This is a genomic window from Paraburkholderia sp. RL17-373-BIF-A (assembly GCF_046030175.1).
Classification (GTDB): Bacteria; Pseudomonadota; Gammaproteobacteria; order Burkholderiales; family Burkholderiaceae; genus Paraburkholderia.
Genome location: NZ_JARESO010000002.1, coordinates 34,989 through 49,918, shown reverse-complemented (window position 1 = coordinate 49,918; position 14,930 = coordinate 34,989). Strand labels below are relative to the sequence as shown.

Annotated in this window: 12 protein-coding genes; 1 reads left to right on the top strand and 11 read right to left on the bottom strand. The window is 60.7% G+C overall.

The window, feature by feature from the left end:
- Positions 1-42: 42 nt before the first annotated feature.
- The 3 genes from P0D80_RS02230 to P0D80_RS02220 are packed head-to-tail and all read right to left on the bottom strand — an operon-like array spanning position 43 to position 3,187.
- Entirely contained in the window at positions 43-633 is a 591-nt protein-coding gene (locus tag P0D80_RS02230; RefSeq protein WP_012426218.1) for an amino acid synthesis family protein, read from the bottom strand.
- Positions 609-1,547 (bottom strand): UPF0280 family protein, encoded by a 939-nt coding sequence (locus tag P0D80_RS02225; RefSeq protein ID WP_408280759.1) that lies wholly within the window; start codon positions 1,545-1,547, stop codon positions 609-611. Before P0D80_RS02225 ends, P0D80_RS02230 begins: the two co-directional genes overlap by 25 nt.
- Positions 1,548-1,594: 47 nt before the next feature.
- Complete coding sequence (locus P0D80_RS02220) at positions 1,595-3,187, bottom strand: 6-hydroxynicotinate reductase (protein WP_408280756.1); 1,593 nt, start codon at positions 3,185-3,187, stop codon at positions 1,595-1,597.
- Positions 3,188-3,561: 374 nt separating this feature from the next.
- Here P0D80_RS02220 and P0D80_RS02215 point away from each other — a divergent pair, with 374 nt between their 5' ends.
- Positions 3,562-4,284: a TetR/AcrR family transcriptional regulator gene (locus tag P0D80_RS02215; RefSeq protein WP_408280754.1), complete on the top strand. Its 723-nt coding sequence runs from the start codon at positions 3,562-3,564 to the stop codon at positions 4,282-4,284.
- A gap of 20 nt (positions 4,285-4,304) precedes the next feature.
- Here P0D80_RS02215 and wecB read toward each other — a convergent pair whose 3' ends face one another.
- The 8 genes from wecB to P0D80_RS02175 all read right to left on the bottom strand — a co-directional run bounded on the left by wecB (position 4,305) and on the right by P0D80_RS02175 (position 14,839).
- The gene (gene wecB, locus P0D80_RS02210; RefSeq protein WP_408280752.1) at positions 4,305-5,408 is read right to left on the bottom strand and encodes a non-hydrolyzing UDP-N-acetylglucosamine 2-epimerase; all 1,104 of its coding nucleotides are present in this window, start codon (positions 5,406-5,408) and stop codon (positions 4,305-4,307) included.
- A gap of 55 nt (positions 5,409-5,463) precedes the next feature.
- Complete coding sequence (locus P0D80_RS02205) at positions 5,464-6,660, bottom strand: methyltransferase domain-containing protein (RefSeq protein WP_408280749.1); 1,197 nt, start codon at positions 6,658-6,660, stop codon at positions 5,464-5,466.
- A 66-nt stretch (positions 6,661-6,726) separates the two neighbouring features.
- Positions 6,727-9,429 (bottom strand): glycosyltransferase, encoded by a 2,703-nt coding sequence (locus P0D80_RS02200; protein WP_408280746.1) that lies wholly within the window; start codon positions 9,427-9,429, stop codon positions 6,727-6,729.
- 68 nt (positions 9,430-9,497) lie between these two features.
- Positions 9,498-10,868, bottom strand: coding sequence for an ABC transporter ATP-binding protein (locus P0D80_RS02195; protein ID WP_408280743.1), 1,371 nt, complete (start codon positions 10,866-10,868; stop codon positions 9,498-9,500).
- Positions 10,869-11,717 (bottom strand): ABC transporter permease, encoded by an 849-nt coding sequence (locus tag P0D80_RS02190; protein ID WP_408280740.1) that lies wholly within the window; start codon positions 11,715-11,717, stop codon positions 10,869-10,871. It lies immediately after the preceding gene.
- A gap of 553 nt (positions 11,718-12,270) precedes the next feature.
- Positions 12,271-12,666, bottom strand: a complete 396-nt coding sequence (pcaC, locus tag P0D80_RS02185; protein ID WP_132378192.1) for a 4-carboxymuconolactone decarboxylase — start codon at positions 12,664-12,666, stop codon at positions 12,271-12,273.
- A complete protein-coding gene (gene pcaD, locus P0D80_RS02180; protein ID WP_132378194.1) occupies positions 12,663-13,454 on the bottom strand; it encodes a 3-oxoadipate enol-lactonase in 792 nt (263 codons plus the stop codon). Before pcaD ends, pcaC begins: the two co-directional genes overlap by 4 nt.
- A 5-nt stretch (positions 13,455-13,459) precedes the next feature.
- Positions 13,460-14,839 (bottom strand): 3-carboxy-cis,cis-muconate cycloisomerase, encoded by a 1,380-nt coding sequence (locus P0D80_RS02175; protein WP_408280736.1) that lies wholly within the window; start codon positions 14,837-14,839, stop codon positions 13,460-13,462.
- Positions 14,840-14,930 lie beyond the last annotated feature (91 nt).

Below are 14,930 nucleotides of genomic sequence, written 5' to 3'. Positions count from 1 at the left end.
ATGCCTGCTCTGCGTGATCTCACTGCGCCAACCAGGCGCCGCTCAGCGCAATCCGTCCTTGCCCACGATCGCCTCTTTCGCGAGGCCGCCGACGCGCGCATGCACGCGCTGCCCGGTGCTCATCACGAGGATATACACCAGTTCATCGGCGGCGGGCGCGCCGGGCACGCGTACTTCGATCGCGTCGAAATGGCTGCGCACGTAGCTCGCGTTGACGTGCGTGAGCGGCACGTCGAGCGCGGTGGACGGCGCGCCGACCTTCTTGGTGGACGGCACGATGGCGTTGGTGGGCACGCCATTCTTCTCCAGCAACTCACGCATCGCGTAGCCGCCGGGAACATGCCACAACGCACCATGTTCAAGTTCGCCGCGCGCGCCGACAATCGCGCCCTTGCCGTAACTCTCGATCGACGCATGCGGCACCGCCATCGCCGCCAGCAACCGTTGCGCCATATCGAAGCCGATCGGCTTGAGCGCTTCCATCGCGTGCTCGATTTTCGCTTCGTAGCGGCCGGCGAACGGGTTCGTCATCACCGCGGCAATCGCGCCGCGTCTGAGCGGCTGTGCGGGCGCGGGGCCGAACTCGTGGAAGATATCTTCGACGTGCGTCAGCACGCGGCGTATTTCGAACACGGAGCCTCCGTTGTGATCTGCGCGCGCTGCGTGTGCAGCCCGCCTGTGTCGTGAATACCGGCCACGCGCACCCGCCCTTGCAGGAATAGCGCGGCGCCTTCGATCAAGCCTCGTTCGAGCAGACGCTGCGCCCCTTCGACACCGCGCGCCAACGCGAAGTCGATCAGCGGCTGCGGCAAGGACGGCACGTCGACGGTGACGAGCATATCGCCAAGGTCGCTATCGTCTTTCAACGACGAAGCCGGACGCCGCAGAATACCGGCATGTTCCAGATCGACGGCGTTGGCGATCATGGTCGCGGCGGCGTCGGCGGCGGCGGCGTTGCGCGCGAGCACGGTGACGCTGTCGGCGATGCCGAGGCTGAAGCTGCGGCCGCGCCAGCCGCTCGTCGCAATGCCGCGAATGGGCAGGCTGGCGTCGAGCGTCAGATTGGCGTCGAGCGCCTGATCACGCGACAGCCGCACGGGTGAAAACGACGCGAGGTCCGCGAACACGCCGACGCGGTATTGCTGCCCTTCCGTCAGATAGAGCGCAATGTCGCCGCCGTTGTTGATGAAGGCGCGCGAGATGCCTTCGCGTGCGAACGCCGTGATCAGTTCATCGGCAACGCTGCCCGCGACCGCAGCCATCGGCGTGATGTATCGCGCGCGGTGAGGATGGCAGGCCGACCACATACGGCGGGCAATCGCGCCGTGCAATTCACTGTCGTCGAATGCGGCTTCGGCCGGTACAGGTTGACGCAGGCGCTTCAGTTCACCGACCAGCTCCGGCAACACGTCGACAAAGCGCGCCCAGCAGGCCTCATACGCGGCCTGCACCGCCTGGGGCGTGCCGTCCGCGCTGAGGATCAGATCGATCGGCCCATGCTGCCAATGCCAGCGGGTCGCATCGAGTCGGGTGCGAGTGGGGTTCATTGTTTCGGTCGCGTTCGTTGCGGTCGTTACATTAGCGGTCGGCGCGGTCAGCCAGGCATCGGCGGCATGGCGGGCGGCCACGGGTTGTCGGGATTGCGCGCCAGCGTACGTCGCGCGAGCGGCGCGCCCTCCGTATGTTCCGGTCCGTTCGCGAGCACGCTCTCCAATGACCGCACGGCGTCGAGATGACCGCCGAGATCGCGATAGGCGTCGTACGTCATGGTGAACTCGATCGGCGCGACGATCGCGGGCGTCGGCACCGTGCCGAACGAACGGTCGGGCATGCGCGAGACATCGACCATCACGGTGATCCCGCCGCCCGGCCACACATAAGCCGGCGCGCCGCCGCAAGTCACGTTGACCAGCTTCTGTTTGATCGCGCGCGTGAGCAGCACCGGATTCTCCGTGGCGCCCGCGCGCAGACTGCCGCCCGCGCCGCCGAGAAACAGCACCGTGGCGAGCGAAGGCTCGCAGTTCTCGCCGATCCGCTCGACGGTGTGGCGCACCGCGTCCGGCATCGCCGTGATGCGCGGCACGAGATCCTGATCCAGTTCGTACCACTGCGCGTGTTCGCCGGTGGTCGACACCATCAGGAGGCGCATGCCGGGTTTGGCGACCGCGGGATCGAAGCCTTCGACGATCGCGAGCGGATCCTGAATGTCGGTGCCGCCCCAGCCGGTGCCCGGATTCGCCACCTGGAAATAACGGCCCGGCGTCGACTTGCGTCCGCGAATCTTCACACCTGAGCGCACCATGCCGAGACAACGTCCGGCCTGATGTTCGGTGAGCACACCGGTAATGTGATCGTCGACGACCACCACTTCGTCGGCGTGACCGAACCATTGCTTCGCGAAGATGCCGATGGTGGCCGACCCGCAGCCCACGCGCATGCGCTGTTCCTCGACGCCGTCGACGATCGGCGCCGCGCCCGCGCGAATCACGAGACTCGCGCCGCCGTCGATGCTCAACTCCACCGCTTCCTTGTTGCCGAGCGCGAGCATCATGTCGCACGTCACGCGGCCTTCTTTCTTGCTGCCGCCGGTCAGATGATGCACGCCACCGAGACTCAACATCTGCGAGCCATATTCCGCCGTCGTCACATGGCCGACGATTTCGCCGTGACAACGCACGTTCGATTGTTCCGGCCCGAGGAAGCGGTCGGTGTCGATCTTCACCTTGAAACTGCAATAGCTGAAGATGCCTTCCGTGACGACCGTGATCATGTCGACGTCGTCGAGCTTCGAGGCGACGATAAAAGGCGCGGGCTTGTAGTCGGGATAGGTGGAGGAAGCGCCGACGCCGGTCACGAACAACGCCTGTTCGGCCGCGGGGTCATGCACTTCGGAAGAGGCGCCGAATTCGATCGCGGCGTTCGCTTCGGACGTTGACGGCGCGCGCGACAGAAACACCACCGGGTCGACACGAATCAACCGCCCATCCGCGTTCGCATAACGATCGCACGCTCCGGTGCGCCCTTCGGATATCTGGCACAGCACCGGGCAGGCATTGCATTCGATCTTGTTCGACGCCATCCGCTCACTGCGCGGCGCCGCCTTCTCGAGCACGGTCGGACCCGGCGTCGAGGCGGTTTCGCCGTCGACGCTGTCCGCACCGAAATCGACCTTCGTATGTTCTGTCATGGTGGGGTTCCCATACGGCGACATTACAATCGGTCCCGCTCCGGCTGACGAATAGTGCCTGTTTACCGGCACTTTCGCGTGATCCGCCGACTTCCATGTTGCGGTCACTCACCGTTCGTGTAGTATCCGCTACACCAAACCCGTTAGAAATCTACTCGATCAATTTAGTCTGCGCAACGTATTTACCGGCGTGCGCGTGATTGGTGCAATGCCACATTGCCGTGTGGGTCACGCTTCAATCTACGCCGAAGTGAATGATCGCGCTGCGCATGCCGCAGCAGTCCATGCGGGCTGTATGATGAAGGCGCGTCCGTGCCTTGGCCGCTGCGGCGCATGCCGTTCAACCTGACGCTAACAAGAGATTCGAGACCGCCATGAGTCCCACCGCCGCCCGCAAGCCGGGCGCTACCGGCATCCGTGCGAAACAGGCGCAGGACACGCGCGCCAAGATTCTGAAAGCGGCCATCAAGGTCTTTGCCAAGCAGGGTTATGCGAGCGGACGCGTGGAAAGTATTTCGAAGGCGGCGCGCTCGCACGATCGCATGATTTACTACTACTTCGGCAGTAAGGAGCAACTCTTCGTCGAAGTTCTCGAAACCATCTATACGCAATTCAACGAAGCGGAAAGCAAGCTCGATCTCGATCTGGCTGATCCCGTGCATGGGCTCGAACAGATGGTCGAATTTGTCTGGCAGTATTACCTCGATCATCCGGAATTCGTCACGCTGCTCTCCAGCGAGAATCTGCACCAGGGCAAGCACGCGAAGAAATCATTGAAGCTGAAGGAGATTTCCGGCTACGCGATTTCGGTGGTGCAAAAGTTACTGGACGCGGGTCAGGCGCAGCACGTCTTTCGTGCGGATGTCAAAGCGCGCGATGTCTATCTGATGATCGCGTCGCTCGGCTATTTCTATAACGCCAATCAGTACACGTTGGGCGCGTTTCTCGGCGAGCCGATGATGGACAAGGCGGCGCTCGCGCATTGGCGCGAGGTCATCAAGGATACGGTGTTGCGTGCGGTGCGGTCGAGTTTCCCGGTGGCGGCGGAAGCGGCGGCGCTTGCGGTGAATGAGGCGAGCCAGAATAGCGAGGCGTAGCGCGTCACCGCAAGACGGCGTTACACCCGAAAATGGTCTCTCAACACGCTTACGATTCGCCCGGACGCCAGGCCGTCACCGTAAGGCGACACACCGCGCGCCATACGCTTGTATTCGGACGGGTCATCGAGCAGCCGTTGCGTGTTCGAGACAATGTCGGCGTAGTCGGTGCCTACGAGCTTCACGACATCATGCGCCACCGCTTCAGGACGCTCTGTCTCGCGCCGCAGGACGAGCACCGGTTTGCCGAGCGCGGGCGCCTCTTCCTGCACGCCGCCGGAGTCGGTCAGGATCAGATAGGCCCGCTTCATTGCGGCGACGAACGGCAAATAATCCAGAGGTTCGCAGAGCGTGACTCGCGGATGGTCGTCGAGATGGGCGTATGCCGTCTCACGTACGTTCGGATTCGGATGAACGGGATAGAGGATATGGACGTCGGGATTGTCGTCGGCGATCGTTTTGATCGCTCGCAGGATGTTCTGAAACGCCGCGCCGAAATTCTCGCGACGGTGCGACGTCACCAGAATCAGCCTGCTGTCCCCCTTGAACGGCGCCGCGCCGTCGCACCGACCGGCCACATCCAGCAAGGCGTCAATGACCGTGTTGCCGGTGACGAACACGCTCGCCGCATCAATGCCCTCTGCGAGAAGGTTCTGTTTCGCGGTCTCCGTCGGTGCGAAATGCCAGCGCGCGAGCCGGCTTGCAACCACACGATTCATTTCTTCCGGAAACGGATTTGAAAGATCGCCCGTTCTCAGCCCGGCTTCGACATGTCCGACCGGCACGCGCCGGTAAAAGGAGGCGAGCGCCGCCGTCAGTACGGTAGTCGTGTCGCCCTGCGCGAGCAGCACATCGGGCTGTTCGGCGGCAAGCACTTCATCCAGCCGAACCATGAGCCGCGAAGTCAGCACGGGTAGAGACTGGTTGGGCTGCATGATGTCGAGGTCGATATCGGCTTTGATCTCGAACAGACGCAACACCTGATCGAGCATGCCGCGATGCTGCGCCGTTGCGAGAACGCGGCAGTCCGCCCATTCCTCGCGCTGCAACTGTTTGACGAGCGGCGCCATTTTCACCGCTTCAGGACGGGTTCCGATAGTGACGATGATCTTACGTTTTTTCACAGCGTGTTCCGATATTGGACTTGGTAAAGGGTAGGCAACCGCGTTCTATCGGGCCTTAACGCGGCCGTGTCCTACCGAGGAACCGGTGGATCGCGCTTGTGAACCGCCACGTCTTCGAGCGCAGCATCGCGTCCATTTGCCGCTCGACGTCGTCCGCGCGTGCGCGGACTTCGGCCAGGAGCCTCGCGTAACGCTCGCCTTCAATCTGCAACCTTTCGATGCGCGCATGAAGCGAATCAGTCTCTACAGACAGGGCGCCACATTCCTGCTTCACTGCCTCGATTGTGTGCTCGCGCTCGGTGATTGCCTGCGCCAATTCGCCGACTGTCTGGTCCCGCTCGGTGATTGCCTGATTCAATTCGGAGAGCGCTTGATCCCGCTCGGCGAGTGTCTCTTGCGAGCACGTCAGTTTTTCTTTCTCTGCATCGCGTTCCGCGCATACATCCTGCAGCGCCCTTTCTGTCGACTGGAGAAGCGCGTTTGTCGCAGCTTGTTCGCTATGAGTTTGAGCGAGCTGCGACGCAAACTGCTGCCTGTCCGAGGCGTGCTGTTGGGCAATACTTTGACTACGCTCTTGCGCGAACGCTTCGTAGGTGTCGTCGCCTATAAAGAAATTGCGCAGATCGGGCTGGGTGTCTCCGAGCGCCGAGAGCCGCGCGTAGACGACCAATATCTGCTTCCCATTCCAATAGTTGATATTGATTCTCGCCGCATCGACGACGCGGCAGGCAACGGCAGCGAAACCGGGCACCGGGCAGACGGGAATGTTGTCCAGGTCAAACGTGAAGAAATGCTCGGGAATCCGGTCATATTCCTGAAACGGCAGAAGCAGAACCAGAAAGCGCTTCGTATGCTCCGCGAGGCGTGCGACGACTTCGAACGGGTTATCGAAATGTTCCAGCGTGTTCGACGAAAAAATAACGTCGTAGTCGTCCAGCTCGTCGAGCGACTGTGCTTTGAAACGCCCATGCGGAAACGAGGCTTGAGCCTTCTCGATCGCCACTTCCGAAATATCGACTCCGCTGATGGAGTTCACGCCGAGCCATTTGCTCAGTTCATCGACCCCCTGCCCTTCCGCGCAACCCCAGTCGCAGATAGTCCATTGCTCCCGCAACACCAGGTACTTGAACCAGTCCGGCATCAGCTTGGCCGCAACCGTCGCGAAGAATCGCGTTTGCCCGTGTCCGCCGGCAGAGACCCAGTCAGTCGAGAAACGATGGTCCCAGTATTGCTTTGAGTTGATGTCTGTCATAAGAAGGCTTGTCGGTCTGTCCATTCCATCGAATGCGTGAGCGTTCGCGATAGGCACCATAGATACCTAGTCGACAGTGAGCGTGCTTTCGATGACTTCGCGCCAGCGGTTTTCCCATTCCTTCTTCGCAAACGCGGCCGAGGACTCGAGTCCGTGCGCAGCAAGTCTGGCGAGCCTGGTTCGATCATCGGCCAGTTCTTCGATAGCGGCAGCAAGCTCGATATAGTCCGCACGGATAAGCTTGCCGTTATAGCCGTCGACGATCAGATTCGGCAGTCCGCCGACGTTGGTCGCGATGACTGCGTTATTGGTCGCCAGAGCCTCGATGCAGGAGAGCGATGTTCCTTCCGAATACATGGTTGGCACCAGCACGATATGGCTATCGACATAGGCTTTGTACATGTCCTCCATGTCATATTCGATCCACGTCACTTTGTCTGGATGACGCGCCATGAACGCTTTCACCGCTTCCGCATCGCGGTCGATTGCCTGACCGCACAGGACCAGGCGGATATCCGAGCGCCGCGAAAACAAAACATCGAACGCGTTGATGGTCAGATACAGACCTCGCGCTTCATAAAGCCGGCGCGGCAGGAGAACGCATAACTCCCCTGTTTCGAAGTTCTTCGGATTGCTCCTGAAACACTCGAGATCGACGTAGTTCGGGACGTACGTCAGCGTATTGGCGAGAGCCCAGTCATAGGTTCGCAGCCAGTTGATAAAGTTCGTATCGACGCAGACGCATTGGTCACTGTTGCGAAGTGCGCGGAACAGCGTTTCATAGCGTCCCCGGTCAAACGTCGCCAGGTTATTGGACGCTGCGTCCCAATGGATGCCGTGGTTGATCGAGATGACGCGCTTGTTTTTTCCAAGCGACGCGGCAAGTTCGGTCGGCGACGCGATAATGAGATCGACGTCCGCGCAGAACTCAGCGTATTTGCTCGACATCATGTCGAAATCAAAGTTGTCCACGGCGTGAATCCCCACGACCTTGACGCCCCGAAATTCGCGCTCGAAAGGCACCAGCGCATTTTGCAGGAGGCGAACCTCGCAGCCCATGCCACGGAGCACGACTGCGAGGTCGTAGACGTAGCGTTCCGCCCCGCCTTTATAGACGGTTTCGCCGTTCCAGTCGAAGAAGTTGACATTGACGATGTCTACTTTCACTGTGCGCTGCGCGGACGTGGCCATCAGCTTCGCAACGTTCCTGGCGTTGACCTGTCTGAGCAACGGCGCGTGAAGCACCGGCCAGGCGTGCGCACGCGCGACCTCCGCGGACGTCTCGGTATACGCGGTCGACCACTGCCCGCTGGCGACCGCATCCACGAAGTCGATTCCCGAGGCGACAATGATGGCGTGTTCGTATTCCCGGATGGTCCGGGTCGGCGTACCGATCACCGGCTTCCCCGCGGCCAGATACTCGAACAGCTTAAGCGGTGAAACGGGGTCCGTTTTCTCGCTGACTATGAACGGCACGATGCCGACATCGATCCAGGCGAGATAGTGCTTCAGTTCGGCATACGGTTTCGGGCCGAGGTGAATGAAATTGTCGAACGTCTTCAGACGCGCCATGCGCTCCTGAACCTCGTCGCCATATTGCGGTTCGAAAGCGACGACGGGACCGACGAACAGCAGCACGATATCGTTGAGTCGCACGATTTCGTCGAGCAAATCGAAATCGAGCAGTTCGGAAATTGCGCCGTGGTAGCCGACAACCCACCGGTTCGCCGCCATCTCGTACAGCTTCGCCGGCACGTCGCATCGCTCGCGCTCGCCGTGAATGAAGTCTTCGGGATAGACGCCGTTTTCCAGCAGCAGCGCATTCGTGACCTTCGCGCGGTTCGCTTCGTACAGTGGATTCGACGAGAACAGGCAGACATTCGCAATCTGCAGCAAGACCTCATGATCGCAGCGCATGACGTCGGAATAGTTCGCGAAGACGGTCAGGTCATCGAGAACATCGTAGATCGTCAATGCAGAGCGGCAAATATCAGCGACGTACTTGAAGCCCGGCCAATGGAGATAGAGCGTGACCGGTTCGTCCTGGAAATAGCCGAGGAAATCCTCGACCATATTGGAAACGTACAGGTTTTTTGCCTTGGGCTGGATAACGGGATATAGGCCGCCGAACTCCAGCATCACGCACAGGTAGCCCGCTTTTGCGAACTCGGCCATGATGTGGTCGGGACGCTGTTTGAGCGAAAGATCATAGGCGACCGGGCACAGTACGACGCCCCGACGGTCGGGATGGGTCGCGAGCAGGCGGCTGATCTGGTGCCTTCTTTGTTTCGACGGGTCCTTGGCGTAGTTCCCAAAGTACGCCGCCTGGGCGCGCGTGTGAGCTTCGTAGCCTCCGCTGGTTATGGGCACAACGTCCGTCGTGGCAATCTGTTGCATGGGAACGCCAGCACCGGTCGGCATCTTGCGGCGCGCCGCCAACGCGTAAGCCGCGTTCGCGATCCGTCGCATTGGCGCGGTCAGCTTCCACGAACTGCTTTCGAAGACTTCGCTGAGGCTGCCCTGTACCCGCTCGCGCTCTCGAACCTCGAGGAACAGTTCGCTCGACACCTCGTTCAGCGAGCGCTTGAGATTATGGATTTCCGACAACGCGTCCGACAACCGCTTCGCAAGCGTGTAGCGATCTCTGCGCGCGAGACGCTGCTCCTCGGCAATCTGATTGTGTTGCCTGATGAGAGCATCCGCGTCGGAGATCGAAGCGCTCAGCTTTGCGACCGATGCGTGGGTTTGTCTGCGCACTACGTCTAGCATTGTTTCTTGTCCGTCCATGGCCAACCTCTCGAGTCGCCGTTATTGCCAATTTCTCTTTTCCGATGCCGTCATTGCCTGTCTAGAGGCATTTCTTCCATGCGTATTTTTTCTGTGATGTCCGGCAGGAACAGCCCGTATCGATCGCTTTCAACATAGGAAGAGAAATAACAGGCGCCCTCGATGTACTCGTAGTACTGCGGCACGGCCGCAGACCGGTCTTCAAGGGCCGCCACGAGCAGATATCGGCCGGTGTTGAGCTGGTTTCTCAGGTAAAACTCGATTTCGAACTCGCTGCCGTCGAAATCGAAGTCAACGCCTTTCTCGTCGTGGGTGGTTCGGACGATCAGATCCGTGCCTTTTGTATCCTTGATGGAGAAGGCCACGCTCAGAGCACGTCGATCGACGCCTTCGGGGAGCTGGATCGCCAAACGGACGATCATCGGCTCGAATGCCGTGAACACGCTCTGGCGACGGCAGGCCGCGTCCAGGATCTGGGTCGACACGATCGATCCGATATGCGTCCCCCAGTGATTGATGGGTTCCTCATTGGCGCTCGAGGCGAGCGGCCTCGCGCTTTCCGTGATCTGATCGCTTTGCTTCGCTTCTTCATCATGGCCGGCCGCGCTGTCTGCCGACTGACTGGAAATTCCAATCGGCTCGCTTTCGCCGAGTCCTTCGGACATGAACTGCGTGTATTGCGCGGTAACGGCGAACGCGTTGCCCTCCATCCGAACCCGTCCGCCGTCGAGCCAGACGGCGCGTTCACACAAGGTTCGCACCGAGCCGACGTCATGCGACACGAAAAGAATCGTGACGCCCGATTCCTTGAGTTCCCCGATCTTGTTGAAGCATTTGGCCTGGAAGCGCGCGTCGCCCACGGCAAGGGCTTCGTCGATGATCAAGACCGCGGGGTCGACGTGAATGGCCACGGCAAACGCGAGCCGCACATACATGCCGCTCGAATAGGTTTTGACCGGCTGATCGATGAAATCGCCGATTTCCGCGAACTGCTCGATGCTCGCGAATTTTCGTTCGATCTGGTCCGCCGTCATTCCCAGCATGGCGGCGTTCAGATAGACGTTTTCCCGACCGGAAAACTCCAGGTTGAAACCGGCTCCCAATTCGAGCAATGCGGCCACGCGGCCGTTGATCGCGATATCGCCCGCGGTGGGACGCAATGTTCCGCAAATGATTTGCAAAAGTGTGGATTTGCCGGAGCCATTGCGCCCGATGATGCCGACCGTCTCGCCACGAGTCACCGAAAGCGATACGTCCCGAAGCGCCCAGAATTCCCTGGAATACCTGGTGCGTTTGGGGAAGACGATATGCTTGAGACGGTCGAGCGGCGTGTCGTATATGTCGAAGCGCTTCGAGGCATGTGTCACCTGAATCGTGGTTTCAGGTTCGCTAACTTGATTCAAGTCCATAAGCACCGGCATTTACAGAACGTCCGCGAATCCTTCGCGTGTCTTCTGGAACCAGGCCAGACAGATCCACGCGAAACCGATGCTGCATAGCAGATAGACCGCTATCCCGGCGAAGTCGGGCAACTGGCCCGCGATCATGACCGCCCGTGCCTGCTCGATGATGAAAGTCAATGGGTTGGCCAGAATGAGCGCCCTGAAAGTCGGCGTCAAAGTATTGAGGGCGTAAAAAACCGGCGACAGGAACATCAACATGGATGAAAGCAGCGCCGTGACATACGTCAGGTCACGCACGTAGACGCCGGTGGCGGCGAACAGCCAACCCACCCCCACGCCGACTAAAGCGAGTGGAATGAAGAGGGCCGGTAAAAACACGATCGTCCACTGAAGCTTTCCGTAGACGCACAGTGCGAAGACAATCCAAACGGCAAAACTCGTCAGGAAGTGAAACGCCGCCGAGGCCACCGCAATCCACGGCAGGATCTCGAGCGGAAAGACGACCTTCGTCACGTAGTTGGCATGGGTCGTGATAATGTTCGGCGCTCTATTCAGGCACTCAGCGAAGAAATTGAAAAGAATGAGCCCTGCGAACAGGATCACGGCGAACTGAAAACTGTTGTCGGTTCCAGGCCAGCGCGATTTCAAAAGTGTGCCGAAAACAACCGTATACATTGCGAGCATGATTAACGGCTGAGCAATGGACCACGTCAGTCCCATCACCGACCCGCGATATCGGCTCAGTATGTCCCGTTTGGTCAGCGCGACAATCAGATGGCGTTGCTGCCAGGGAAGTAAAAAGAGAGAACTAAAATGGGCACGAGGATGGGATTCCTCGCGGCCATCATGTTTATAGGTAAAGCTCATATTGGCAGATCGCCTTGAACAGCGCCGGCTGGATTAAGGGTCAACGAAGCGGTCAACGAAGCGGTCAACGAAGCGGCGAAACATGCGGCGTCAAATGGAACCCAACAGGATTCCGCCAGTCGCCCGCCGGAGCCTGCCCCATTGCTCTTGATAAGTCCTACGGACCAGCCAAACCCGCGCGAACGAATATCACTATCTTAAAGTGATTAAATCCACATCTAAAATATGCAAAAGATTAATAACCTCGAATTGACCAACATTCATATTATTATCGAATTTGGTCGGCAAAATTCTGGAAAATGCTGATATACAAACAAGAAAGGCTGAAATGTCTGCAAGAAAATTCAGCTTCAATATAGGAATTTTCTGCAAAAACGAGAAGAGTGGAATTCGCGGGTGAGTCACGCAGTGCGCAGCGTCCAGGTCGAACGCCGCCGGATACCAGGTATCCGTATCACAGCCCGTTGCAGGCTGGATGGAAACTAAACATCGTCAATGCTGAAAGGCAGCGCGCATTCGCACGCTGCCTGGCACGTCGTCTCTATGGCATTGCTTACGGCTGCGCTGCCGCCGCGTCATCTTCGCGGAACAGCTTATCCGCGAGGTGAAACGCCGAATTTGCCGCCGGCACGCCGCAATAGATCGCGGTTTGCAACAGCACTTCCTTGATCTGCTCGCGCGTCACGCCATTGTTCTTCGCGGCGCGCAGATGCAGTGCGAGTTCTTCGCTGCGATTGAGCGCGACCATCATTGCGATGGTCAGCAGGCTGCGCGTGTGGCGCGGCAAGCCATCACGCGTCCAGATTTCGCCCCACGCATAACGGGTGATGAAATTCTGAAACTCTTCCGTCAACTCGGTACGGTTCGCAAGCGACCGGTCGACGTGCGCACTGCCCAGCACCGCGCGTCGCACATCGAGTCCGGCTTCATAGCGATCTTCGTCGTTCATTTCTGCTCCGTCAGGAAATCGATCACAGTCTTCGTGAAAGCGTCGGCTTTCTCGATGTTGGAAATGTGCGAGGCGTCCAGTTCCACGTAACGCGCGCCCGCAATCGACTGCGCCAGTTCGCGGCCTTGCGCCGGTGTCGCGGCCAGATCGTGCGTGCCGCTGATTACCAGCGCCGGCAGCTTGATGCCGGGCGCTTCAGGACGCAGATCGGTGGCGTCGATGGCATCGCAATTCGAGGCGTAGCCTTCCTTGTCGGTATGCACGAACACGTCGCGAATCATGGCCAGCACCACCGGCTCACGCTCGATATAGTCAGCCGTGAACCAACGCGGCAGGACGGCACTGGCCAGCGCGAGCATGCCTTCGCTGCGCGCTTTCGCGGCGCGCGGCACCCATACTTCCGGCGAACCGATGCGCGCCGCCGTATTGCACAGCACGACGCGTTCGAAACGGTTGCCGTGGCGCGCCGCCAATCCGACGCCGGTCAGGCCGCCCATCGACAGTCCGCAGAAATGCGCGCGGGCGATCTTCAGCGTATCCATCAGGCCGATCACGTCGCCGGTCAGTTGTTCGATCGTGTACGGGCCTTTCGGCGCTTCCGAATGGCCGTGGCCGCGCGTGTCGTAGCGCAGCACGCGAAAGTGTTTCGACAGCGCCGCGACTTGCGGCGCCCACATGGACAGATCAGTGCCGAGCGAATTCGACAAGACGATCCACGGCGCGTTGCCGTGACGGTCGCCGTCGATTCGATAGTGAAGCTCGGTGCCGTTGACTGCGGCGTAAGGCATACCGGTTACTCCCTTGAATGGTCGCGCTGCGAGCGCGTGGTGTGAAGGGCCAGCGCGGCGTCCACATAAGCGTGCGCCTGGCCGACGTATTGAGCGGGATCGAGCAGTTGCTTCAGGCGCTCGAGCGGAAGATGTGCGGTGACGGCCGGGTCCGCGACGAGCACGTCGAACAGCGTCTGGCCGTCGCGGATCGCGGCTTTCGATGCGCGCTCCACCAGATGATGCGCGTCGAGCCGGCCGATGCTGTCGCCGAGCGCGAGCATCACCGCTTCGCCGAGAATCAGGCCATGCGTGACGTCGAGATTGGCGGCGAGACGCGGCACGTTCACGTTCAAGCCGGCGGCGATCTGTTCGATGTTGGCAAGCGCGCCGCCCGCGAGGCGCGCGAGGTCCGGCAGCGCATCCCACTCGGCTTGCCAGCCGCCGAGCGCGCGTTCGTGTTCCTGCACCATGCCGGCGAACACCGTGGCGACCAGCCCCGGTGCACGCACGGCGGCCGTCAGCACAGCCGCGCAGCCCACCGGATTGCGCTTGTGCGGCATCGTCGACGAACCGCCCTTGCCGGCCGCTGCCGGTTCGGCGAGTTCGTCGATTTCGGTTTGCATCTGCAGCGAGATGTCGCGCGCGATCTTGCCGAGCGTGCCGATCAGCATGCCGAACAGCGACGCCGTTTCGGCAATGCGATCGCGCTGCGTATGCCACGGCAGCGTCGGCACGGCGAGGCCGAGTTCTTTTGCGAGCGACTGGGTGACGTGCGGCGCGGCATCGCGCAGACTCGCCAGCGTGCCCGCCGCGCCGCCGAATTGCAGCACCAGCACGCGAGCGCGCAACGCATCGAGCCGCTCGCGATGACGCAGCAGCGCGTCGAGCCATTGCGCGAATTTCAGGCCGAGCGTGATGGGCAGCGCCTGCTGCAACCAGGTGCGGCCGATCATCGGCGTGGCGCGATGCGTGGCCGCGAGTTTCGCCACGGCGTCGCAGGTGGATTGGAGGCCGCTGTCGAGCAGATCGAAGGTGTCGCGCAGTTGCAGCACCGTCGCCGTGTCGATGATGTCCTGGCTCGTGGCGCCCCAATGCACGTATTTCGACGCTTCGGCGTCGGCTGCCTTGACGCGCGCGGTGAGTTGCTTGACGAGCGGAATCGCCAGGTTGCCGCCGAGCGCGGCGTCGCGTGCGAGCGCGTCGGCGTCGAGTTGGTCGGCCTGACAGGCGGCTTCGATCGCGGCCACCGCCGTCTGCGGAATCACGCTATGTGCGGCCGAAGCGCGCGCGAGCGCCGCTTCCACATCGAGCATCCGTTGCAGCGTGGCACGCGGCGCCCAGATGTCGTTCATCGGCTGCGTGCCGCAAAGAAGGCCGGTCAGACGGGCGCTGGATTCGAGCATGATGACGTCGATGATCGAGGATATCGGAAGTGAAGTGTGCGCCGCGCGGCGCCGGCACGCTAGCCGGCGCCTTCGCCGCGTCTCGCGGGCT

Coding starts and splice junctions, on each gene's coding strand:
- P0D80_RS02225 (WP_408280759.1), bottom strand. CDS start 1,547: ATGAACCCCACTCGCACCCGACTCGATGCGACCCGCTGGCATTGGCAG.
- P0D80_RS02220 (WP_408280756.1), bottom strand. CDS start 3,187: ATGACAGAACATACGAAGGTCGATTTCGGTGCGGACAGCGTCGACGGC.
- P0D80_RS02215 (WP_408280754.1), top strand. CDS start 3,562: ATGAGTCCCACCGCCGCCCGCAAGCCGGGCGCTACCGGCATCCGTGCG.
- P0D80_RS02205 (WP_408280749.1), bottom strand. CDS start 6,660: ATGACAGACATCAACTCAAAGCAATACTGGGACCATCGTTTCTCGACT.
- P0D80_RS02200 (WP_408280746.1), bottom strand. CDS start 9,429: ATGCTAGACGTAGTGCGCAGACAAACCCACGCATCGGTCGCAAAGCTG.
- P0D80_RS02195 (WP_408280743.1), bottom strand. CDS start 10,868: ATGCCGGTGCTTATGGACTTGAATCAAGTTAGCGAACCTGAAACCACG.
- P0D80_RS02190 (WP_408280740.1), bottom strand. CDS start 11,717: ATGAGCTTTACCTATAAACATGATGGCCGCGAGGAATCCCATCCTCGT.
- pcaC (WP_132378192.1), bottom strand. CDS start 12,666: ATGAACGACGAAGATCGCTATGAAGCCGGACTCGATGTGCGACGCGCG.
- pcaD (WP_132378194.1), bottom strand. CDS start 13,454: ATGCCTTACGCCGCAGTCAACGGCACCGAGCTTCACTATCGAATCGAC.
- P0D80_RS02175 (WP_408280736.1), bottom strand. CDS start 14,839: ATGCTCGAATCCAGCGCCCGTCTGACCGGCCTTCTTTGCGGCACGCAG.